Origin of the sequence: Phyllobacterium sp. CL33Tsu (assembly GCF_900113985.1) — a bacterium.
Taxonomy (GTDB): domain Bacteria; phylum Pseudomonadota; class Alphaproteobacteria; order Rhizobiales; family Rhizobiaceae; genus Phyllobacterium; species Phyllobacterium pellucidum.
On record NZ_FORJ01000004.1, the window covers coordinates 112,441 to 133,065 of the forward strand.

The 20,625-nt window shown below is 58.8% G+C and carries 21 protein-coding genes; 11 read left to right on the forward strand and 10 right to left on the reverse strand.

The features are described 5' to 3' along the window. Positions 1–56: 56 nt before the first annotated feature. Both BM074_RS15545 and BM074_RS15550 read left to right on the forward strand, forming a co-directional pair. Entirely contained in the window at positions 57–1,466 is a 1,410-nt protein-coding gene (locus tag BM074_RS15545) for an adenylate/guanylate cyclase domain-containing protein (protein ID WP_027232085.1), read from the forward strand. 153 nt (positions 1,467–1,619) lie between these two features. After that, entirely contained in the window at positions 1,620–2,057 is a 438-nt protein-coding gene (locus BM074_RS15550) for a hypothetical protein (RefSeq protein WP_091923187.1), read from the forward strand. A 115-nt stretch (positions 2,058–2,172) separates the two neighbouring features. On the opposite strand, the gene BM074_RS15555 is transcribed toward BM074_RS15550, so the two are convergent. Genes BM074_RS15555 through BM074_RS15585 form a run of 7 tightly spaced genes read right to left on the reverse strand, consistent with a single transcriptional unit; the run spans position 2,173 to position 8,824 of the window. Next, complete coding sequence (locus BM074_RS15555; RefSeq protein WP_091923188.1) at positions 2,173–3,168, reverse strand: Gfo/Idh/MocA family protein; 996 nt, start codon at positions 3,166–3,168, stop codon at positions 2,173–2,175. Further along, positions 3,165–4,046: a sugar phosphate isomerase/epimerase family protein gene (locus BM074_RS15560; RefSeq protein WP_091923551.1), complete on the reverse strand. Its 882-nt coding sequence runs from the start codon at positions 4,044–4,046 to the stop codon at positions 3,165–3,167. Before BM074_RS15560 ends, BM074_RS15555 begins: the two co-directional genes overlap by 4 nt. Positions 4,047–4,072: 26 nt before the next feature. After that, positions 4,073–4,906 (reverse strand): carbohydrate ABC transporter permease, encoded by an 834-nt coding sequence (locus BM074_RS15565; RefSeq protein WP_027232089.1) that lies wholly within the window; start codon positions 4,904–4,906, stop codon positions 4,073–4,075. Next, on the reverse strand, positions 4,903–5,826 hold the full coding sequence (locus BM074_RS15570) for a carbohydrate ABC transporter permease (protein WP_091923190.1): 924 nt from the start codon (positions 5,824–5,826) through the stop codon (positions 4,903–4,905). Before BM074_RS15570 ends, BM074_RS15565 begins: the two co-directional genes overlap by 4 nt. Positions 5,827–5,876: 50 nt before the next feature. Beyond that, complete coding sequence (locus BM074_RS15575; RefSeq protein ID WP_091923192.1) at positions 5,877–7,079, reverse strand: ABC transporter substrate-binding protein; 1,203 nt, start codon at positions 7,077–7,079, stop codon at positions 5,877–5,879. Positions 7,080–7,106: 27 nt separating this feature from the next. Continuing rightward, positions 7,107–8,093 carry an alpha/beta hydrolase gene (locus tag BM074_RS15580; RefSeq protein WP_091923194.1) on the reverse strand — a complete coding sequence of 329 codons (987 nt, stop codon included), beginning with the start codon at positions 8,091–8,093 and terminating at the stop codon, positions 7,107–7,109. Then, a complete protein-coding gene (locus BM074_RS15585; RefSeq protein ID WP_091923195.1) occupies positions 8,090–8,824 on the reverse strand; it encodes a GntR family transcriptional regulator in 735 nt (244 codons plus the stop codon). The genes BM074_RS15580 and BM074_RS15585 overlap by 4 nt, the downstream gene beginning before the upstream one ends. A gap of 60 nt (positions 8,825–8,884) precedes the next feature. Here BM074_RS15585 and ugpC point away from each other — a divergent pair, with 60 nt between their 5' ends. Continuing rightward, the gene (gene ugpC, locus BM074_RS15590) at positions 8,885–9,967 is read left to right on the forward strand and encodes an ABC transporter ATP-binding protein (RefSeq protein WP_091923197.1); all 1,083 of its coding nucleotides are present in this window, start codon (positions 8,885–8,887) and stop codon (positions 9,965–9,967) included. 19 nt (positions 9,968–9,986) lie between these two features. Here ugpC and crcB (BM074_RS15595) read toward each other — a convergent pair whose 3' ends face one another. Both crcB (BM074_RS15595) and crcB (BM074_RS15600) read right to left on the reverse strand, forming a co-directional pair. Continuing rightward, entirely contained in the window at positions 9,987–10,394 is a 408-nt protein-coding gene (crcB, locus tag BM074_RS15595) for a fluoride efflux transporter CrcB (protein ID WP_091923199.1), read from the reverse strand. Beyond that, positions 10,391–10,792 (reverse strand): fluoride efflux transporter CrcB, encoded by a 402-nt coding sequence (gene crcB, locus BM074_RS15600; protein ID WP_091923553.1) that lies wholly within the window; start codon positions 10,790–10,792, stop codon positions 10,391–10,393. Before crcB (BM074_RS15600) ends, crcB (BM074_RS15595) begins: the two co-directional genes overlap by 4 nt. Positions 10,793–11,074: 282 nt before the next feature. Here crcB (BM074_RS15600) and BM074_RS15605 point away from each other — a divergent pair, with 282 nt between their 5' ends. From BM074_RS15605 to BM074_RS15640, 8 genes are all read left to right on the forward strand, one after another. Further along, positions 11,075–12,625, forward strand: coding sequence for a DHA2 family efflux MFS transporter permease subunit (locus BM074_RS15605; RefSeq protein ID WP_091923200.1), 1,551 nt, complete (start codon positions 11,075–11,077; stop codon positions 12,623–12,625). Between the two features lie 65 nt (positions 12,626–12,690). Beyond that, positions 12,691–13,035 carry a hypothetical protein gene (locus BM074_RS15610; RefSeq protein WP_091923202.1) on the forward strand — a complete coding sequence of 115 codons (345 nt, stop codon included), beginning with the start codon at positions 12,691–12,693 and terminating at the stop codon, positions 13,033–13,035. Positions 13,036–13,076: 41 nt separating this feature from the next. Continuing rightward, a complete protein-coding gene (locus BM074_RS15615; protein WP_091923204.1) occupies positions 13,077–13,754 on the forward strand; it encodes a superoxide dismutase in 678 nt (225 codons plus the stop codon). Between the two features lie 313 nt (positions 13,755–14,067). Next, positions 14,068–14,538 (forward strand): (2Fe-2S)-binding protein, encoded by a 471-nt coding sequence (locus BM074_RS15620; protein WP_091923206.1) that lies wholly within the window; start codon positions 14,068–14,070, stop codon positions 14,536–14,538. Positions 14,539–14,543: 5 nt separating this feature from the next. Beyond that, on the forward strand, positions 14,544–16,742 hold the full coding sequence (locus BM074_RS15625; protein ID WP_091923555.1) for a xanthine dehydrogenase family protein molybdopterin-binding subunit: 2,199 nt from the start codon (positions 14,544–14,546) through the stop codon (positions 16,740–16,742). A gap of 37 nt (positions 16,743–16,779) precedes the next feature. Then, positions 16,780–17,427, forward strand: coding sequence for a VOC family protein (locus tag BM074_RS15630; protein WP_091923208.1), 648 nt, complete (start codon positions 16,780–16,782; stop codon positions 17,425–17,427). A gap of 180 nt (positions 17,428–17,607) precedes the next feature. Next, entirely contained in the window at positions 17,608–18,111 is a 504-nt protein-coding gene (locus BM074_RS15635) for an acyl-CoA thioesterase (protein ID WP_091923209.1), read from the forward strand. 222 nt (positions 18,112–18,333) lie between these two features. Next, a complete protein-coding gene (locus BM074_RS15640; protein ID WP_091923211.1) occupies positions 18,334–19,161 on the forward strand; it encodes a Hint domain-containing protein in 828 nt (275 codons plus the stop codon). A gap of 146 nt (positions 19,162–19,307) precedes the next feature. Here the strand turns inward: BM074_RS15640 and BM074_RS15645 are convergent, their stop codons facing one another. Beyond that, positions 19,308–20,591, reverse strand: coding sequence for an alpha/beta hydrolase (locus tag BM074_RS15645; RefSeq protein WP_091923213.1), 1,284 nt, complete (start codon positions 20,589–20,591; stop codon positions 19,308–19,310). Positions 20,592–20,625: the final 34 nt, after the last annotated feature.

Consider the following 20,625-nt stretch of genomic DNA (forward strand, 5'->3'; position numbering starts at 1 on the left):
GACATTTCAGTTGAATCTCCTATTGGCCTCGACGGGTTTAGGTATAAAATAGCTCCATGGATGATATCCAGCCACTGTTCGGTGTGCTGCGCCAGTCGGTCCAACCGGACATCGTCGACAAGATCGAGCGGCTTGTACGTGAAGCTCCCGACCGTAAGCTTTGTCGCGTCAATGCGCTCGCCTTTGCCGCCACTGAAGGACTCGATGAAGAGGAAACGATCAACGCCTTTCTGCATGCCGCCCACCTTGGCATCTTCGAGATGTCATGGAACGTTTTGTGTCCGGGCTGCGGCGGGGTGCTTGATGCGAATACCTCGCTGAAGACGGTCCAGAGCGAAGAATATACCTGCGCACTCTGTGCCGCAGGCTACGAGCCGACGCTGGATGAAATGGTTGAGGTAACATTCACAGTCAGCCCGCGCGTGCGCCATATCGAGGCACACGATCCACATCGGCTGCCCACGCTCGAATACTTCCGTCAGATCTATTGGGGCTCCGGTATTGAACTGCCCGAGGACGATTTCGAAGCCAAAGTGGACGGTTTCATGCTCGAAGAGCTTGAACTGCCACCGGGCGAAAAGGCAGTAATCTCCCTGCAATTGCCGGCGGACTTCGTCATCGTCTTCGAGCCGGTAACACACGCCGCCCAGTTTCTCGACGTCAAGGGTGAGCCGACGAAAGAGCGTCAGAGCCTCTCGCTCATCTTCGATCGCACGCATCGCCACCACGAAACGCTTACCCTCCGCCCTGGCCCGTTGCGCATTGCACTGGAAAATCACACCGACGTTCGCGTCCTTCCATCCGTTTGCATAGCCAACGAGGCGCTCCATAATTTGCTCGGCCGTCGCCGGCCATTCCTTACCGCAAAGCGGCTGCTCACCAACCAGACATTCCGCGATATTTATCGCACCGACACGATCGACGTGGATCAGAGGCTTAAGATTACCAGCCTCACCTTCCTCTTCACTGATCTGCGCGGCTCGACCGAACTCTACGATAGGGTCGGCGACCTTGCAGCGTTTGACCTCGTGCGAATGCATTTCGGCATTCTCAATGACATTGTGAGTTCCGAGGCGGGCGCTGTCGTCAAAACCATCGGGGACGCGGTGATGGCGACCTTCCCGACCCCCGACCGGGCCGTCCTTGCGGCCATGCGGATGCGCGAAGCGATGCTGAAGCTGAACGGCGAGCGCGGCAGCGAGGATCTCCTGTTGAAGATCGGCATCCACGAAGGACCGTGCATCGCCGTGAACCTCAACGAGCGGCAGGACTATTTCGGCCAGACGGTGAACATCGCCTCGCGCGTCCAGCACCTTGCGACGTCGCGGGAGATATTCGCCACCGGCTCCGTCCTTGACGATCCCCGCGCCTCCGACCTGCTTGTCCGGCACGGCCTGAAGCCGATGTCGCAGAGCGTGACGCTGCGCGGGATCACCGATGAGATCAGCGTTTATACGATTCCGTGAGCGGCGATCCGCGCGGCGTCTGCACAACTTCGTGAAAAATGTGGTCCCGATAATGATCGTGATTGGACTTCAAAGCGTGACAGAGTCAGGCTGGCTGGTGGGCTAAGACCGGGATTTTGGGCGGACCAACTATCGTTGATATAGGAGGCCAGAATGAAACATCTCGCTCTTGAACAATTGCAGGTCCTTGAAAAAACTGATCCCGACTACCCGCGCCAGATTCTGTCGCGCAATGAGCGTATCGAGCGCTGGGCTGAACTCCTGGAGCGCAACCCCGCACGGCGGCTTACGACACTATATCAGACCGAGTTCCAGTCGGCCGGGACCCGCGATGCGATGCGCGCTGATGGTTCTGCTCTGACGGTGGCGTTCGAGGATTCCTATCTGCAGGGATCAGGCCTCTCCGACGATAGCTATGGCGAAGCCAAGCGCTTCTTCGAACTCAACGACCATCAACTCCACAGAATGGTCTGCTATTGCCATTTCGGCGCCAATGTAAGCGCTGGGACGACCGCCCGATACGTGCGCAGGTTCCTGCCCTCGCAAGGCAAGGGCATGATGGGCTGGCTCCGGCAGTTGTTTGCAGTTTAGTTTATAGGGCAAGCGCGCAAACGGCATGTGGCGTCTTCGGGCGAACGCGTTGACGCGCCTCTATGCCGGCAGTAGGCGAAAGAAAAGCGCAGGATCAACATCCTGCGCTCCACTCCTAGAGTTCAAGTTCGCGGCGCAGCGCCTCCAGCCGTTCCATGGCTATCACACCGTCATGGATCGTCGGCGCCGGCGTTGATGCCCCGCCGAGCCCCGGCACGACGTCAGCAAGCAGAGAGTAGTAGCCTTTGGGGTCCTCATTGGCTGCTGCCGTGAAATTCGGCTTCCAGGTCAGGGTGTCGACATCGTCCGCAAGCGTGGCGTTGGGATCGTCCACCTTGAAGGGTGGATTACGGTTCCACCGTACTTCTATAACATCGTCCACTTCGAGCCGCTGGTGATCGCTCATCAGTTCGATGCGCTCGACCGGCGTTCCGCGCGACTGGATCGTACCCATGGCAATATTGCCGATCGCGCCGCAGTCGAATTCGAAGCCGACGTGGAAGAGGACCCGGCCCGGCGTCTTTTCGACTTTCCGGGCGGATAGTGTGCGCACCGGCGAGACAAAGAACGACACAAGGTCCATGTAGTGCACGCAGTGATGCAGGAAGAAGCCGGTATAGTCGACATTGCCGGTAAAATAGCCGGGCGCCGTCATGTAATAGCCGGTAAGGCCGAGCACTGGGCCAAACCGACCCGACTTGATGATGTTGTGGGCGATCTTGTTGCCGACGGAATAGCGCTTCATGAAGCCGACGAACAATGGTTTGCCCGATCGCTCCGACGCCGCGCGCAATTCCCGCGCGCCTTCAGCCGTACCCGAAGGCGGCTTTTCCATGAAGACGGAAAGTCCACGCTCAAGTGCGAGCTTGCCAAAACGCAAATGCTGATCTGGTCCTACCGCCATGCCGATAGCGTCGATACCCGGCGTGCGGATAAGCTCCTCGGCATCGCTGGTCAATCGCGAAACGCCAAACTGTCGTCCGGCATCGGCAAGCCGCTTGCCGTCGATATCGCACAGCGCAACGATTTCAACGTCGTGGCGCACGAGTTGGGGTAAAAGCATCTGGGTTGCGTGAATGCCGCAACCGATCCAGCCGATTTTCAAGGTCATCGCCGATATTCCGTCAAGGTGAGATGGGATCTGATAAATGCAGCGCTGGCCGCGAGCCGTTCGCTTTCATCCTCGTGTGGCGCGCGCCATTGCGCGAACGGTACGCCGAAACGGTCGTCATTGCGCCGGAACGGTTCGAGCGATACCGGACCCTTGTAGCCGATCTCATGCAATGCGCGACCGACAGCGACCCAATCGGTCGAACCGGTCCCCGGAAAGCCGCGGTGGTTTTCGTTCGCCTGGAAATGAACGAGACGGTCACCGCCAAGCCGGATCGCCTCGGCAATCGATGCCTCTTCCATATGCATGTGGAACGTATCGAGCATCAGCTTGATCGCAGGATGATCAACCGCATCGAGAAGCTCGTTCGCCTGTTGTGTCGTACACAAAACGTCGCTCTCAAAGCGGTTGAGCGGTTCCACGGCGAGAACGACGCCGGCCTTGGCGGCGTGATCGCCGGCTTCCTTGAGGCCGACGACGCAGCGCTCCTTGCGCTTCAAACGCTCGTCCTCGGAGACGGGCGCAGGCGGCCTACCGGCGAAGACAAGGGGATTGCCGGTCAACGGTCCGCCGACGATCGTCGCGCCGAGCGCGTTTGCGCAATCGGCCGTATAGCGCAGATAATCGATTCCGGCACGATGGGCGTCCTTGTCGTCCGACGAAAGGTTGCGCTGGAGATTGACCCGTGCGGCAAGGACGACGCCAAGACCGGCATCTTCAAGCGCACGCCGTGCGGCGGCAAGATCGATCTCGCCTGGTTCCGGCACCAGAAGTTCGACGAAATCATAGCCGAGTTCGCGCATCTGCCTGAAGAGGTGGAAGTGCTCGGCGGTAAACGGCCGCGCATATTGCATGGAGATCAATCCGATGGGATTCATCGCTGTTCCTTTTTTGATTGGCATGTTCATCCCTTCACTGCGCCTTGGGTCAGGCCACCGATAAGCCGGCGTTGGACGAGAAGGAAAAGTATGGTTGCGGGCAATGCGCCGACGACCCCGCCGGCCGCAAGTAGTCCCCACTCGATCTGGTATTCGCCGATGAGCGTCTGGATTGCCACCGTGACCGGGCGGACATTTCGGCCGCCGAGGGTCAAGGCGTAAAGATATTCGTTCCAGGCGGTGATGAAGATATAGATGCCGGTCGAGATAATCCCGGGCATGGCGAGCGGCAGCACGACGCGGCGCAGGGCCTGAAGTCGTGAGCAGCCGTCTATCATCGCCGCCTCATCGAGGCTGCGCGGAATTGCGGCGATGTAGCTCGTAAGCATCCACACGGCAAAGGGGATCGCCACGGTGGAATTGGCCAGGATCAAGCCGATATGGGTATCGAGGATGCCGATCTTCCGGAACAGTACGAACAGCGGCAGGATCAGGAGGACGATCGGGAACATGTTGACGAGCAGGAACTGCAGCATGATGATCTTGCGCCCCGGGAACCGGAAGCGCGACAGGGCATAGGCTGCCGTAACCGATACGACGAGGCCAAGTATCACCGTTCCGCCTGCGATGATCAGGCTGTGCAGCATATTACCTAGGAACGAGGTCTGTTCGAGCAGGCGTATATAATTGTCGAGACTCCAGCCGGCGGGTGACAGTGAAACGCCAGAAGCCGATAGCTGCGCGGTAGGGGTCAGCGAGGTCAGGATCATCCAGGCAAAGGGTCCGATGGCAAGGAGGATGATCAGGACGACCGGAATATCGGTTGTGAGGATCCGCTTCAGAGTGGATGGCTTGTTCATCGTTCCACCTCCCGCATCGTGCGGACGATATAGACGGCGACAATCGCGCCGAGCAGGATGGTGAAGGTCACCGCAATGGCAGTGCCGTAGCCGAAATCGAGATTCTGGCGCGCCTTGATGAAGGCATAGAGCGGCAGCGTATGCGTCGCATAGCCCGGCCCTCCCCCAGTCATCACGAAGATGACATCCATGGAATTCGCGACCCAGATGATGCGCAGCAACCCGGCGGTCGCAAGGACGGGAGCGATACCCGGCAGCGTGATGTGGATGAACTGACGCCAGCTGCTCGCCCCATCGATGGAAGCGGCCTCATACTGGCTTTGCGGAATGCCCTGCAGGCCGGCGAGGATCATGACCGCGAAGAACGGGAAGCCTTGCCAGGTGAGCGTGGCTATCACGGCGTAGAGCGCGAGCTGCGGATCGGCAAGCCAGGGCACCGTCGAGTGAATGATCGACAGGTAAAGGAGTATGTCATTGAGAACCCCGGTCGTCGGATCGTAAATCCATCGCCACATCAGGGCGATCACGACGCTTGGCAGTGCCCAGGGGATGATGACCAGGGCGCGCGCGAGCCCGCGCCATGGAAAATCACGGTTGAGCAAGAGTGCCGCGATGAGGCCAAGGCCCATTTGCAGCGGCACCGTCAGGCCGATCCATATCGCTGTGTGACCAAGAGACGTCCAGAACACGGGATCACGCAGCAGCTTCACATAGTTGCCGAATCCGACGAAACGGGTGGCATTCGGCTTCCACAAGACGAGGTCATAGAAGCTGGTGACGAGCGCCTGCACCATTGGAAAGAACACGATGACGAGTGTCACCAGCACGGCTGGCGCCAGCAGGGCATAGGGCATAAGCCTGCTGCGCAGCGGACGGAGCTGTGCGGCCTCTGCTGGTGCAGATGATACAAGCGTTGACATGACTTTACTTTCCGGCGTTCGTCGATCGGCCTCTTGAGAACCTTTCCGCGCTATTGCGCGAAAAGGGTCTCAAGCTGCTCCATCATCTGCTGCGAGGTGATCTGCCCCGTCAGCGCCTGCTGCATCGAGGTTTGCCAGGCGGTATTTACAAATTCGGCAGTGGCAGTGCTTTGCGGCAGGACATGCGCGAACGGGAGCGACTGCACAGTGGCATCGACGAAGCGGCGTTCATGCAGCGTCCAATGTTCCGCACCGCTCTTCGTTACGGTCATCTGGCCGGTCGCCTTGTTGAAGGCCACGTTGTTCTCGCCTTCCGCAAGGAACGAGATCCACTTCCACGCGGCATCCTTGACTTGCGATCCGGAGAAGATGGCCAGCGATTCGTCGCCATAGGACGTCCACTGATTGCCGCCGCACTTCGGCACGGGGACAGCCGAGACCTTGTCACCCAGCGCCTTGACGAGATCGTTGGACGAGCCGATGTGGTGAATGGTCATTGCAGTCTTGCCGGCCTTGAAAGCCGCGACAATTTCCTGGAACCCGTCATTCGGCGCGGATGGCGGAATGACCTTGTCCTTCTGGAAGAGATCGATGAGCCACTGGTTGGCCGCCACAGCTTCCGGTTTGGTCAAGCCGCCCGGCTTCAGTTCAGCACCCTGCGAGAACACGAACGTCCCCCACTGGTCCCAGCCACCCTTGCCGCCGCGCAGGCCAAATCCATAGGTGTCGGGGGACTTTGTGAGCTTCTGTGCAGCCGTGCGGAATTCCTCGCACGTGGTCGGCGGGTTCAGGCCGGCTTCCTTGAAGAGGTCGGCGCGGTAGTAGAGGTAAAGCACCACATACTGGATGGGCAAGTAGTACTGCTGTCCATCGGGGCCCTTGTTGAGTTCAAGCAGATTGTCGAGAAGGTCAGCCTTTCCCGGCCAGGCGTTGATACGTTCGCCAAGCGGTTCGAGCGCACCCATTTCAGCAAGCCGCGGCTGGGCGAAGAGCTTGACCATGCCGGCATCGGGAGCATTACCCCCGACGAGCGATGTATAGAGATTGTCGTAATAGCTGTTCCAGGGAACGTTTTCGGCCTCGATCTTGATATCGGGGTTTTTGGCCTCAAACTTCTGCACGAGATCCGACATAGGATTTTCCGGATTGTCGAAGTGATACCAGAAGCGCACGGTCTCGGCGGCGTTTGCGCTCCCCATGGCGAGACCTGCGACGAATGCGCAGCTGACGCTGAGTTTCTTGAAAATGCTCATTGTGTCCTCCACTGTTGTTCTTCGAAATTAACGACTGCTCCGGATCATCCGACGGGCGGCCTCACCGGCAGCCGCGAGCGCCTCCCGTGCCGCGGCCAATTCATTGGTGTTCTGCAAAAATCCATGCGTGACGCCCGGCACGATCGAAACGGGGCTATCCCGGCCAGCTGACTTCAGCCTGTCGGCGAGAAGCAGGGTGTCGGAGAGCAGCGGATCGATGCCGGCAGCCAAAAGATAAAGCGGCGGCAGGGCCTTTAGCGTGCTGTCGCTGGCGTGAAGCGGCGATGCCATCGGACCGCGGCGCAAATCCTCATTACGGCAGTACCAGTTCCAATAGCGCTGCATCTTGCCGCGCGTCAGTCCCGGACCCTCGGCAAACTGCTGATAGGAAGACGTGGTGAAATCCGCGGCGTAGGTTCCGTAGAAGAGCAGCGCGCCCGCCGGGACCGCATGACCTGCTTTAAATTCGTGAATCATGGCGGCAAGCGCGAGATTGGCGCCAGCAGAATCTCCCGAAACGAGCAGCGGCCCATCTTCGACGCCGACTGCCGCCGTTGCCGGAAATGCGGCGCGCAGGCAAGCGACAACATCATGCAATCCATTCGGATAGGGATGTTCAGGGGCAAGGCGATAGTCGGGTACCAGCACAGGCAACCCTGTTTCAATAGCAAGGACCCGCGCGCATCGCTCATGGGTTTGCGGACTGCAGAACGCGAAACCCCCGCCATGGACGAAGAGCACTGCGCCGGGGCCCGCACCTTCCGGTACAAAGACCTTCATCCTGCAATCTGCCGAGCCAAGGTGGGAATTGGCTTCGACCATGACTTTCGCTGCTTTGGCGACCGGCGGAAGGTTCACGTTATTACGTTCGTTGATGCGCTCGGATTGCGCCCGTCCCTCTGCAGGTGCAAGCAAGCTCGGATCAGGGAGTGGCCCAAGTTCCGCTTCGACGCGTGACATGATCATGCGCATCTCCGCCGAAAGTTCACTCGGAAATTCGTTTGAGGTGCTCATTGCTCGGCATCCGGGAACAGTGTGGGACCGAAATCGACGATGGTCGCGATGTGATGGTGCAGTGTCTGCGTTGCCGCCGCCATGTCCCCCTCGCCGATCGCTTCGATGATCACGCGGTGACGCAGGGCAGTCGCCATGAGGTCGCGCGTTCCTATGCTTCGCGAAATCTTGAAGCGGTGATTGTGGACAAGGCAGCGGTGCAGGATCGGATCGAGCGCAGGCAGGTCGGCGTCGCGGAAAATGCGGCGATGGAAGTCGCGATCTATTGCAGCGAGCTGCAATTCGTCGTCGGCCTTCGCCGCGTCAATCATATCTTCGGCCATGTCCTGCAGGTCGGGTATGAGGCTGCGGCTCTTGTGCCGCATCACCCGGGCCATGCCGTTGCACTCGATCTGCTGGCGGACGCGAAACATCTCCACGGCTTCATCCACGGTGCAGGCGGAGACCTGCGTGCCACGATGACCCTGACGCCGTACAAGTCCCTCCTCCTGCAATTGCAGGAGCGCTTCCCGTACGGTTCCCTGGCTGCACTGAAACCGCGCCGCCAGATCGAGTTCAGTCAAGGGTTCGCCTGCCCTGAGTTCGCCAAGCATGATGTCCCGTTTCAGCGAGGCAAACGCAACCGATGCCTTTGCGGCCAAAGGGCTCTGCGGCGTGCGAGCCGGGCGGCGGGACAGGGAGTCGGACACTGCAAGCCCTTTCTTGTTGTTGCAGACGACGCGAAATATCATTATTGATATTGATATCGATAATGAACGTCAATAGAGATAATGGGACGGAGGAATTTTCACATGACAGCGATCAGCCTCGATAAGATCAAGAAGGTCTATGGCACCGTTCCAGTAATTCATGGCGTCGACATAACGATCGCAAGCGGCGAGTTTCTCGTGCTCGTCGGCCCCTCAGGCTGCGGTAAGTCCACGCTGTTGCGGATGATCGCCGGTCTCGAAGAGATCAGTGGCGGCGAACTGCGTATAGGTGACAAGGTGGTCAATGCGCTGCCGCCCTCAGACCGGGATATCGCCATGGTGTTCCAGGATTATGCGCTCTATCCGCACATGAGCGTCGAGGAAAACATGGCATTCGGCCTGAAGATGCGCAGCGAAGGAGCAAGCGAGATCAATACGCGCGTGTCGAGCGCCGCGGATATTCTCAAGCTTCAGGACTACCTCGCCCGGCGCCCGGCGCAGCTTTCCGGCGGCCAAAGGCAGCGCGTTGCCATGGGTCGTGCGATCGTGCGTCGCCCGAAAGCATTCCTGTTTGACGAGCCGTTGTCCAATCTCGATGCGGCGCTGCGCGTCGAGATGCGCCTTGAGATCGCCAAGTTGCATCGGCAGATGCAGGCGACGACTGTGTACGTCACCCACGACCAGGTCGAGGCAATGACCCTGGCCGATCGCATCGTCGTCATGAATGCCGGTCATGTCGAACAGATCGGCAAGCCGCTCGATCTCTATCGGAAACCCGCCAGCCTTTTCGTCGCCCGCTTCATCGGCAGCCCGACAATGAATACACTCGCCGTCGATGTTGCAGAACCCGCCGGCGAAGACCTGGTTGTTCAACTGCCCGCCGGGCGGGCAGCAATTGCGGTTCAAGATCGATCCACCAGGAAGGCGAAAGCTGTTACCTTCGGTGTCCGGCCCGAAGACCTGACGGTGTGCGAGCCGGATAATGCATGGTTTACCGGCGAGTTGGTCGTCGTTGAACGCCTTGGCAGCCAGACGTTCGGCTATCTGGACGCCGGAACTGGAAAACTCATTACTGTAGAGTTTCCGCGCGTAGCCGAGGTCAATGTCGGAGACCGGATCTCGGTGAAGGGGGAGAGCACCAAAGCTCACCTCTTTGACAGTCAAAACGGACAACGCCTGAATTGAGCGCGTTATCTGCTGGCAATCACCTGTTGATACGGACAGCCAGCATATGACCGCACCAGGCTGCGGCCAGCGACAATGAAACGACGGCACCAAGATAGAGCGCGCCAGTAACGATGCTCGCATCAAGCATGAGCAGGTAAGAATCGAGGCTCATCGCCGAAAACGTCGTGAAGCCCCCACAAACCCCGCCCATGACGAAAAGGCGCCCCATCGCACCAACGGGCCACCGTCCCTCGGGACCGGTCGACGTGGCGAATAGCATGATGATGAACGAGCCGACGACATTGACGAAGGTGGTGGTCCAAAGCACGCTTTGACCCAGTCCATCGACGATGACGACGCCCGCCAGAAAGCGCAGCAGCGAGCCAATCGCGGCACCACAGCCGACTGCGAGATACATCCGACCGACCTTCGTTTTTTCCGTCATCCGAGCAAACTGCCTGACCATTCAACAAGACGAAAACCGAGAGCCACGGCGAAGAGGCACAGGAGAGACGAGCCGACGACATTGAATGCCGCACGACGCATTTCACCGCTGAAGGCAAGGTAGAGGCTTTGCAGGCAGAATGACGACACGGTCGTATAGCCGCCCAAGAGGCCGACAACCACAAAATCGCGGAATAATGGGTCGGCAAAAAAACCGCTGGAGTTGCGTCCAAGCGCGGCGACGATCCCGATTATAAGCGCGCCGCTGACATTCACGACGAACGTTCCCCAGGGGAAATATTCATCGAATCTTCTGCCGACGAGCGTCGACAGATAGAGGCGCGCAATACCGCCGACAAACCCGCCGATGAGGACTAGGAGACAGGCTTCAGGACTCATCTGGTCGGGTTCCGCGGTAAAAAGCAATAGTGACGTGATATTGGTTCCCTGCCGTTTCTGCAATGGCGCCAAATTCGAGGCACCCGTCTCCATAAAACGCAGCGGGCACGCAGAGCGATTAGCCCACCAAACGCATTCCAGATAAGAGATAGCTGGAACAAAGCTCTGCAACAGTGTCTTATAGGTGCGATTTGCCACCTTACTGGCGGCGTAGTCCTGATGCTGAACAGTTTGCATAGCGGCAATCCGTCAGTGGAGCGAAGGCACTTTCGGAGTCATTTAATGTCGACACATGCCAGGTCTATCGCAGCTGCTACGGCGAGTACCTGGTTCGGCTTTGCCGCTTTGTGCATCGGCATGTTCATGGCGATCCTCGACGTTCAGATCGTCTCGACCTCCTTGCCAAATATCCAGAACGCGCTCGACATCGATCCCGATCAGATGAGCTGGATACAGACCGCCTACCTCATCGCGGAGGTGGTCGCCATTCCATTGAACGGCTTTCTCACGCGAACGCTGACGATGCGCTGGCTTTTCGTATGCGGCATCATTCTTTTTACGCTGGCCTCCGTTGGATGCGCCTTGAGCGGTGATTTCTCTGAGTTGCTTGCCTGGCGGATCCTTCAGGGTCTTGCCGGCGGCGCGCTTATACCGCTCATATTTTCGGCGGTGTTCATCCTGTTTCCGGGAAACCTGCAGGGTATCGCCACAACAGTGGCAGGCGTCGTCGCAGTCATGGCTCCGACAGTCGGGCCGATGGTGGGCGGCTGGATCACCGAGGCATATTCCTGGCATTGGCTGTTTCTCATCAACGTCATCCCGGGGATCGTCGCAGCGGGCCTCGCGGCTACTTTGCTGCCGCGCGAAACGACGAAGTTTCAGGAGATTCGGACGCTGGACGTCATGTCCCTGTTGATGATGGCGATTGGCCTCGCCGCCATGGAGATTGGTCTCAAGGAAGCCCCTAAGCGCGGTTGGACCGATGGCATCGTACTCGGGCTTGCCGTTGTAAGTGCCGCAACACTTGCCGGGTTTGTCCGGCGCACCTGGCGCAACAAGGTGCCTTTGGTAAACCTGCGAAACTTCAAGGAACTGAATTTTACGATCGGCTGCGCATTGAGCTTCATTCTGGGTTTCGGACTGTTCGGCTCGGTTTATCTGATGCCCTTGTTCCTGGCCTATGTGCGTGGCCACAGCGCCTTTACAATTGGAACCATGATGTTGGCGACGGGCGTCGCGCAAATCCTCGTCGCGCCGATAGCGGTTTTTCTGGAGCAGCGCATGGATGCGAGAGTCTTGACCGCCATTGGGTATGCTGTCTTTGCCATCGGTCTTGGATGCAGCGCCTTTCAGACGCCGGCAACCGACGGCGACGGCATGTTCTGGCCGCAAATCATACGCGGCGTTGCGATCATGTTCTGCATCTTGCCGCCGACGCGTCTCGCACTCGGCAACCTGCCGCATCACCGCATTCCGGATGCGAGCGGCCTTTTCAATCTGATGCGCAATCTTGGCGGTGCCCTGAGTCTGGCCCTGATTGATACGGTGATCTACTCGCGTGCCGCCACACACGGACTGGAGTTGGCCAACGGCCTTCTCATCGGCGATGCGAAGACCGCGGCGTTCGTCGGCATTCCGCTTGACCAACTGCGCGGGGACGGCATGGCAGGGGCTGGCGCCGAGTTGATATTCAGCCCATTGGTTGCGAAGGCTGCGCTGGTGCAGTCCATCAATGACGCCTGGGCGATGATTGCGCTGATCACCCTCGTCTCCCTTATCGTCGTGCCCTTTGCCCGGCCGATAAAGCGCGATCCCCACGGGGTTGCAACCTGAAGTCAATTGCGGAACCAACCTTCTCGCGGATCGTTGCTCAATATTCACGCGAGGAGGCAAACCCAATGGACGACAATACGATCACGGACGGCGAAGTGGCTGCGGATCAGAGCAAGACAAAGCCGAAAACCCGAAGCGCCGCCACTCGCAAGGACACAACCAAGAGCAAGGTTTCTTCACGCAAACAACCCTCCAAAAGTGCTGACTCCGGCTTGGCGGACTATGCTTCGTCCATGGCAACAACGGCTGCGCGAACCGTTCGCCGCCAGGCAGAGTCTGTCGCGGGTCCCGTGCGGCGAAACCCGGGACGAGCGGTGTCGGCGGTCGGCGCAATAGGCATTCTTGGATTTTTCATCGGCGTTTTGGTCGGTCGCATGACAGCGGAGGATACGCGACGCCGCTGGTATTGAAATGCCGGGCGCCAGCGTGCTGACGCGCCAAGGAGGCAAAAATGAAACTCAATCGACGTAGCGTACTCGCACTGACCGCAGCTTCCGCGACGACGTTGTTTGCGCCTGCGGGACGCTCGTGGGCCGCTGCACCGTTCAAACAACCTGAATTGCCTTATGACCAAGGTGCTCTGGCCCCGGCCATTTCGGCAAGGACTGTCGGGCTCCACTATGGCAAGCACCATGCCGGCTATTTCAAGAAGCTGAACACGCTGGTGGAAAAGACGCCTTATGCCGACCTTTCGCTCGAAGAGGTCGTCGTTCGTTCGAAGAAACAAGGTGACACCGACATCTTCAACAACGCTGCGCAGGCCTGGAACCACAACCTCTATTGGCAACAATTCAAGGGCGGATCGGCGGCGCCAAAGGGCGCGCTACTCGATGCGGTAAAGACCAGCTTCGGCGGGCCGGACGACATGCAAAAGAAAATGGTGGCCGAGGGCGACAAGATCTTTGGAACCGGTTGGGTCTGGCTCGTCAAGGATGGCGACAAGCTTACAATCGTTGGGCTACAGGACGCAGGAACGCCACTCGCTGGTGGCAAGAAAGCCCTCGTCGGGATCGATGTATGGGAACACGCCTACTATCTCGATTATGAAAATCGTCGCCCAGAGCATGTTGCTGCAGTTTTGAGCAAGCTCGTCAACTGGGACTATGTCAGCGAACAGTTTACGGGATAAGCGTTCGAGCCGCTGTTCCGCGTTGTGATTGCGCGTCCAACTTTCGACCATCATGATCTGCATCGGCAATGAAGCCGATGCAGCAAAAATCACGTGCGCTCCCCACCATACGAAGATCTGGTCAACCTCGCTGGTCTGGCCTAAGATGAACGTTTACGAGCATACGGTCTGAGGGGTCTTTGTCCCCCTACATGGGGTCAGTTCGCGTACCTGCGTCTCAATCGCCTTCGCTTTAACCATACTAACAAAATCATAGCGTTCGCATATTATCGGCGGACTGCGCTGCCGATCCTCATAAACGGGAGAGTGCGCCATGGCTGTTGCCATCAAAATCAATGGAAATACCCATAGCGTCGATGTCGACGACGATACCCCCCTTCTGTGGGTCCTGCGGGATGTGCTGGGTATGACCGGCACGAAATTCGGTTGCGGGATGGCGCTTTGCGGCGCCTGCACCGTTCAGATCGACGGTGTCGCCACACGCTCCTGCATTACGACGGTCGACAGCCTTGGCGAGTCCGAGGTTACGACGATCGAAGCGATCGGCTCGACGCCAGCAGGCGCCAGAATACAAAAGGCGTGGCTCGAAAACGAGGTCCCCCAGTGCGGCTACTGCCAATCCGGCCAGATCATGTCGGCATCGGCGTTGCTGGCTGGCAACCCCAACCCGACGGACGCCGATATCGATGATGCCATGAGCGGCAATATCTGCAGGTGCGGTACCTATGTTCGCATTCGCGCGGCCATAAAGCTTGCAGCACAATCGGCCGGAAATGGAGGTTGACGACCATGACCATCGATCACGCCTTGACCGAAAGGGGTTCACGCCAGTCTCTGTTGCCGGCAAATCTCTCTCGCCGCAGCTTCCTCCAGGCAAGCGCGGCCATCGGCGGTGGACTTGTCCTGAGCCTGCACCTGCCATCATCAAGAAACACAGCGAGGGCGAGCGAAGCCGCAGGCTTCGAGCCAAACGCCATCATTCGCATCGATGGCAATGGCGAGGTTTTCCTGACGATGCCCTATGTCGAAATGGGTCAGGGCACCTATACGGCGATCCCCATGCTGATAGCTGAAGAACTTGAAGTGAGCCTAGACAAAATTCACCTCGAACATGCGCCCCCGAATGAACAGTTTTATGCAAATCCGCTGCTCGGGGTCCAGGCCACGGGTAATTCGAACGCCATGCGGGGTGCATGGAAACCAATGCGGGAGGCGGGTGCAACCGCGCGCATGATGTTGGTTGCAGCGGCCGCCAAGGAGTGGAGTGTCGATCCGGGTACTTGCCGCGCGCAGGGCGGTGAGGTGATACACGATGAGACCGGCAAGCGACTGACATATGGAGCACTGGCCGGCGCGGCAGCGAACATGCCGGTGCCGAAAGATGTCGCGCTGAAATCGCCCGATCGTTTCACGTTGATAGGCAAGCCAATCAAGCGGCTCGACACGCCGACAAAGGTCAACGGCACCGCCATTTATGGCATCGATGTCCGGCCGCCCGGGGTAAAGATCGCAACGCTTGCGCAGTCTCCGGTCTTTGGCGGCGGGGTGAAGAGCCTTGATGACGCTGCCGCTCTGGCCGTTAAGGGCGTGCGTCAGGTTGTGAGGCTTGACGATGCTGTCGCAGTCGTGGCCGATCATATGGGCGCTGCCAAAAAGGGCATGGAAGCCCTGCAGATCGAATGGGATGACGGCCAGCACGCTTCGCTTGCCACCGAGGATATTGCCCGCGAGCTCGACAAGGCGACAATGAGCCCAGGTGCCGTTGCACAGAATATCGGCGACGTGGACAAGGCCATGGGCAGCGCGGTCACGCGGGTCGAGGCGACCTATCAGCTGCCGTTCCTCGCACATGCGCCGATGGAGCCGATGAATTGTACCGTGCATTTCCGCAAGGACGAATGCGAGATCTGGATCGGGAATCAAGCGATCGCGCGGGTTCAGGCGATGGCGGCGCAGGCGGCGGGTCTGCCGCAGGAGAAGGTCATTGTTCACAACCACCTGATCGGTGGCGGCTTTGGCCGGCGCCTTGAGGCGGATGGCGCGGTCCGCGCCGTGGAGATCGCCAAGCAAGTCGATGGTCCGGTAAAAGTGGTATGGACGCGCGAGGAAGATATCCAGCACGACCTATACCGCCCCTACTGGTTCGATCGCCTTTCAGCTGGGCTCGACGACAAGGGTAGGCCAATTGCCTGGAAGAACCGGTTCGCCGGATCGTCCGTGATTGCGCGGTGGCTGCCCCCAGGCTTCAAGGATGGGCTCGATCCGGACTCGACCGAAGGAGCCATCGATCTCGTCTACGATTTGCCGAACTTCCACGTCGAATATGTGCGGGCGGAGCCTCCGGCCATTCCGACTGGATTCTGGCGCAGTGTCGGCCCCTCGCACAATGTTTTCGTAACCGAAAGCTTCGTCGACGAACTGGCTGCTGCGGCAAAACAGGACCCAGTTGCTTACAGGCGGGCGCTTCTCGACAAGTCGCCCCGCGCCAAGGCCGTTCTCGACCTTGCGGCAGAAAAAGCCGGATGGGGAAGCACGCTCCCCGAGGGAAGCGGACGCGGGGTTTCGCTGCAGTTTGTCTTCGGCAGCTACATGGCACAGGTTGCCGAGGTCGAAGTGGCGAAAGACGGCACTGTCCAGCTTCGACGCGTCGTCTGCGCGATGGATTGCGGCACCCCCGTCAACCCGAATACGATCGAGGCTCAAATCCAGAGCGGCATCATCTTCGGAGCGACGGCAGCACTCTATGGGGAAATTACGCTCAAGAATGGGCGTGTCGAGCAGACCAATTTCGACTCCTACCAGATGCTGCGCATTAACGAAGCACCGGCCATCGAGGTTCACATTGTGGCGAGCACGGAACCACCCGGAGGGATGGGCGAGACTGGTACATCGGCAATCGTCCCAGCAATCGCCAATGCAATCTATGCCGCAACCGGGACGCGTCTGCGCAAGATGCCGGCAAATCCTGGTCTTCTGAAACGGGCGTAAGTTCAACGGCAATACCTACCAACACGGGGAGGGAATTATGACAAATGCAGGCGTGGACATGAAGTTGGAGATTGTCGTCATCCCTGTTTCGGACGTCGACAGGGCGAAGGAATTCTATTCAAGCCTCGGCTGGCGGCTCGACGCCGATTACCCTGCCGACGACTTTCGCGTCATTCAGTTCACGCCGCCGGGTTCGGGGTGCTCGGTCATTTTCGGTAAGAACGTCACTGCTGCAGCTCCAGGTTCAGTCAAGGGGCTCTATCTCATTGTTTCCGACATCGAGGCAGCGCGCACCGAGTTGATCGGCCACGGAGTCAAGGTCAGCGAAACATTCCACCATGCCGGCGACACCTATACCGGATCCGACGAACCCTACCTGTTTGGCAGTGTCCGCGTCAGCGGCCTTGATCCCGAACGGGGTACCTACCGTTCGTTCGCGTCATTCAGCGATCCAGACGGCAATGGCTGGCTATTGCAGGAAATCACGGCACGGCTGCCGGGGCGCGTCGACGCGGACAACACCTTGTTCAATTCCTCGTCCGAGCTTGCTGCCGCCTTGCGCCGGGCAGCAACCGCGCATGGAGAACATGAGAAGCGCGAGGGCGGCAAGCACGACGAGAACTGGCCGGATTGGTACGCCGAATACATCGTGCGCGAGCAGGCCGGGAAGGAACTGCCGCTTTAGCGAACCCGGCGCGAAAGCCCAACCCGCTCGGACGATGCGCAATCATACGCCACTTCAAATGGACGCCTGACGCATTTTGCGCCTGGCGAAGCTGCGTTGCGGCCCGAAAGCATTTCTTACATAGTGGCTTGCGCGCGCAAGTGGCCTCCCATGGACGCCACCATAAGGAGATGGGGAAATATGGGCGATCACACCGATACGAGTCATGTGGAGATGGTGGTCCTCATGACACCGGACATGGCGAATTTCAGCGGCAAGGTCCACGGCGGCGCGCTTCTCAATCTTCTCGACCGCGTCGCCTTCTCCTGTGCCTCGCGCTTTTCCAAGCAATATGCGGTGACTCTATCGGTAGACCAGGTGGTGTTTCGCCAACCCATCCTTGTCGGTGAACTCGTAACGTTCCGCGCCTCGATCAATTACGCGGGCCGAACCTCAATGGAAGTGGGCATTCGGGTGGAAGCGGAAGACATCCGCAGCGGCATCCGCCGGCACACCAATTCATGCTACTTCACCATGGTGGCCGTGGATGAAGAAGGTAAGCCGACCGCCATTCCAGCGTATGATCCACAATCTGAGATTGGCAAGAGACGATTGCGGGCAGCGGAAACGCGGCGGAGCCTGCGCCGCGAGTTCGAGACGCGGTTCAAGGAGGCCGCTTCTTCCGAAAGCGCTGGCGAGGGCTAGCGCCACCAACCCTTCTTCCGCGTCGTCCTCAAGGGAACCCCCCCCGCTACTTCCAAAGTAGTATGATTTCTCTCGAAGTGCATATATTTCAAGCAATTGCTACGCCTAATTCATCAGCTGGCAAGCACTAACCATGAGCGTTTCTGGCGCCCGCAGTTCATGTAGGATGATCTTGGGCCAATATCGGTAGAAACCGCACCAATAACAAAATGGAGGGGCATGATGTCATCAGGTAAAAGACAAAATTCACCGCACAACCGAGCGCGAAGACATTTCCTTGGCGTGGCGGGTGCAATCACAGCTACAGTCGTTGCTTCTTCAGCGGCGGACGCGATGGGTCACAAGACCTGGAGAAGAGGAGGCAACAAGGGCTCCGGATCGGGTTCAGGCTCCGGTTCCAGCGGCCAGAATTGCTTTCTGCGCGGCACTTCGATCATGACGCCGACAGGCGAGGCGGTGATCGAGGAACTCAAGGTGGGTGATCTGGTGGTCACAATGCGGGGCCATGCAGTGCCCATCAAATGGGTCGGGCATCAACGCTACAAAAACGGCGGAAAATCCTGGCACGAAAGCGTTGTTCCAATCAAGGTTTCGCGTCATGCGCTCGACGATCGCACGCCACACAAAGACCTTTACCTCTCTCCCAACCATGCGCTCTATATTGATGGCGTCCTTATCCGCGTGAAAGACCTCGTAAACGGGGCTACTATTGCTCCTGCTACTCCCAGCCGCGGCGAGGTGCTCGACTACTACCATATCGTACTGGATACCCATGAAGTGATCCAGGCGGAAGGGTTGGCTGCCGAGACGCTTCTCGTCAGGGAAAGCAATTATGAGCACTTCACCAATTTCGCGGATTACAAGCGCCTATATGCCGACGAAGCGCCTGTGGCCATGACACCATTTGCACCGATCGTCGGTTACGAGGGTGGCCGCGAACACCTCAAGGCACTGCTTCGCATCTGGGCCTCGCCATTCGTCAAGGTAAGCGATCCGATCGAAAAGGCCTATCAGAGGATTGCAGCGCGGGCCGAGCAGCTCGTCAGCTGATCCTGACCGCTGAGGGGCGGCATCTGTCCGCCCCCTAGCCCTTTGCCAGCGCCCATATTTGCCAATGCGACGGCCGGCCGTCTTGCTGATCAACAGGAATCTGTTCAGGAGCCTGTATCGCACTATCCGGCCCGCTCCAGACGGGCTCAGTCGCATTTCCTTGTCGAAGCAAGGCCGGCGCTGCAGTCCTTGGCAGGCGCTTTCTTCGTCGTGGTGTTCTGCGACACCCCAAAGGTCCCGCTGAGCTGATCCCCGTAATTGTCTCGCGTTGCTTGATCGACAACCGCGACCGGGGCAGCCAATATCAATCCGGCAGCGCCGCCTGCGGCGGCCGCCGTTCCCGTCGTCGCGGCGAGAATCTGATCGCCGAGACCTGTCTTGCTGTCGGTCAGCGTCTGGCCCTCGGAAATGCGCTGGCCGATGAGCTGCACAATCTCCGGTGATTCAGCAAACTTCGAGTGGTGGAGATCGTCGCCGGCCTTGATCTTGGTGAGATCGATGACGGCGATCTTGTTGTTCTCGAGTTCTGCTTTGTAAGGCGCTTGCTCGGGATCGATCGACCCAAGCCGCGGAATGTCCCCCCAGATACGCCGCGATAGCGCCAAGGCGCGATCATCGCGCGACACAAACAGTGTGAAGCGGGGATGCTGGCTTCCCATATCCGCAATCTGCGACCGGAAAACGTCGACATCGACATCGGGTGCCGCCAGCATCACATTGGTGAATTTCGCAGGCAGCTTGCCATTACGGATCGCCATCTGGCGGAGAGACTCGAGTGCGAGCCAGTTTCCCATCGAATGCGCCAGCACGGAGACTTCCTTAACCTCTGGATCCCGCGCCAGATACTGGAACAGGTTTTCGAGGGCATTGCGCGTGTAATTGGTACTTTCCCGATCGTAGCCATAGGCGAGAAGGCTTCCGCGCGAGGGCCATGTCACAAGTATCGGCGCACTATGAACGCCCGAATCCTTTACGATCTGCGCAAAGCGGAAAACGGAACTTTCGAACCTGTTATTAAACCCATGGACAAACACGAGAACGCTGCGATCAGGGGATTTTCTTACCCCCGTACGGAGCCATTGTTTGGCTTCATCCAGGGTCAAATCATCTGTCTTCAGCGTCGCAAAATCTGTTGCCGGGTTGGGAGGAAGTCGCTTCGGCCAAGCTACTTCACCCTCCTTGCGCACCGTCTTTGGCGGGATCGAAACCGTGATGTCAGCAAATGCCGGCGCGAGGCCCCGCTCGCCGCTGAACATCTCGCCGGGGTTGGTGGAGCGCTTGCGGGTAGTCGTGACGAGCATATCGACCTGGCTTGCTGCTGGCGCGGTCTCGGCAACCGGCGCCAGCACGTTTTTCGGATGGCTCGCACAACCTGAAGCGAGAATGGCCAACAATAGAATGAACGCCCCATATCGACGTTCAGAACGCATGACTTTTTTACACAACTGCATCTGATGGCACCGC